The organism is Glaciimonas sp. Gout2 (assembly GCF_035018905.1).
In the GTDB taxonomy this organism is placed as follows: Bacteria; Pseudomonadota; Gammaproteobacteria; order Burkholderiales; family Burkholderiaceae_D; genus Glaciimonas.
Genome location: NZ_JASJXA010000115.1, coordinates 1 through 1,763 on the forward strand (window position 1 = coordinate 1; position 1,763 = coordinate 1,763).

Below are 1,763 nucleotides of genomic sequence, written 5' to 3' on the forward strand. Positions count from 1 at the left end.
ATTTCGCGTCGTTTTCAACAGAGGCCGAACTATAGCAACACATCTCAACACTGGCAAGCAATTTTATAAACAATTTTGAAATACTTTTAAAAAGGACTTTTACCACCTTTTTTCCATCTCGGATTCCGGCTCGAAAGCAGGCAAAACTACCGCGCAAATCCCGTCGCTATTTCAGTACTCCATAATACTTAATCCCGAAAAAATTGGAGATCACGATGGATTCATGCGCCTCATCACATACCGCCGAAAACACTTCGACAATTAGCATCTTATTAGAAGAAGCCAAAGCAGCCCGCACACTCTGCGCAGCGAACAACACTTCTAAGAAGCCACGCCAGTCACGTACCCTCACCAAATGAACGGCAGCAAACGATGCCTAACCTTCTTTTGGTAATTAACATAGCCAGAAAGATTCTCGGCCAAAAAAATCTCTTCAGTAAAGAGCCTCCACGCAATTAAAAGCGCCATCAAAACAACTAACAACAACCCCCACCACGCGCCAAGCGCGAGCGGAATGCCAGTAAGCATAACGACGCCCCCGGCGTACATCGGATGGCGCACGAATGCATACAGCCCAGTCGAAATGATTTTTTGATTCGCGTCGACCTCGATGATCGCCGACGCATAGGTATTTTCTTTGAACACAAAAAAAATACAAAGGAACCCCGCCGCGACAAGAGCATCTCCAAGCACCACTATATATAAAGGAACGGTTGACCAAACAAAATGATGGTCAATGGCGGACAAAACAAACACCATGACAAATACGATGACGAGCAGCGTTAATATCGTGCGTTGGCCTTCTACTTTTTCGGCACTGGGACCAATATTTAGTCGCCGCGCCAATAGCTTAGGATCTTTTTTTGCCAGATAGACAGTAATCGCCAGCGCAGAGCCCAAAAATACACCCAAAAACGCCCAGCCCCTCCAATAATGCAATGTCCGCTCGGGCACAAACACTAAAGTGCCCATACTAATTAGCAGGCGAAGAAGCCCTACAACCGCTTTTTTATGCAGATTCGTCATTTTATAATTCTAATTCATCGCGGCCACTCTGCAATCTTCTGCAGAAATCCGATCTCTTTGCGCCAGGCTTTACTCTGCCCACGACAAGCTGCCCGCGCGCGATCAAAAAGATGAAATTACTTACTTCTTATAGATGAGATTGTTCGCGCCGATTCTTTTTGCTAACAAAAAGGTGACGCACAATCTATGTATCTATCTATCTATATATATATAGATAGATAGATAGACGACGGATTTGATTTGCCAAGGAACCCCCGCTGACTATGCTTTACATACGCCATGGCCGCTAAACGGAACCGAGCAGGTTGAGATTATGCCCAACCAGAGAAATGGCGATGCACGTACCACGCAGAATTTGAAGAAAAAAAAGGGATGCCGTTTTCACGGTATCCCTTGATTTATCTTGCTAAATTTGAAGTTTTAGCTTCCGAATATTAGCAAGTACTATCAGCCGAAGCCTTATATTTTTTGGGGTGGCTGATGGGGCTCGAACCCACGACAACAGGAATCACAATCCTTATGAAAAACTCTTTATAATCAGAAGGTTAGATCATTAAGTAGGAATCTGCCAGTATAAAAATAAGCATTGCATCATAGGAGAGATTTTACGATGTTCCTACAAAATTTCTTTCATTTTTACCGCCTCATTCGATCGAAAGGTTTCGTAGAGGGAAGCTGGTTAAACCAACAAAATGAGATTTTCCTGAACCAACGAAAAAACTCACATAGCTGTAGAC

At 43.8% G+C, this 1,763-nt stretch carries 1 protein-coding gene; it reads right to left on the reverse strand.

Translation table 11 applies throughout. From position 1 onward, the window contains the following. Nucleotides 1–348: 348 nt before the first annotated feature. Nucleotides 349–1,026, reverse strand: a complete 678-nt coding sequence (locus tag QN379_RS23365; RefSeq protein WP_323507753.1) for an isoprenylcysteine carboxylmethyltransferase family protein — start codon at nucleotides 1,024–1,026, stop codon at nucleotides 349–351. Nucleotides 1,027–1,763: the final 737 nt, after the last annotated feature.

Coding starts and splice junctions, on each gene's coding strand:
- QN379_RS23365 (WP_323507753.1), bottom strand. CDS start 1,026: ATGACGAATCTGCATAAAAAAGCGGTTGTAGGGCTTCTTCGCCTGCTA.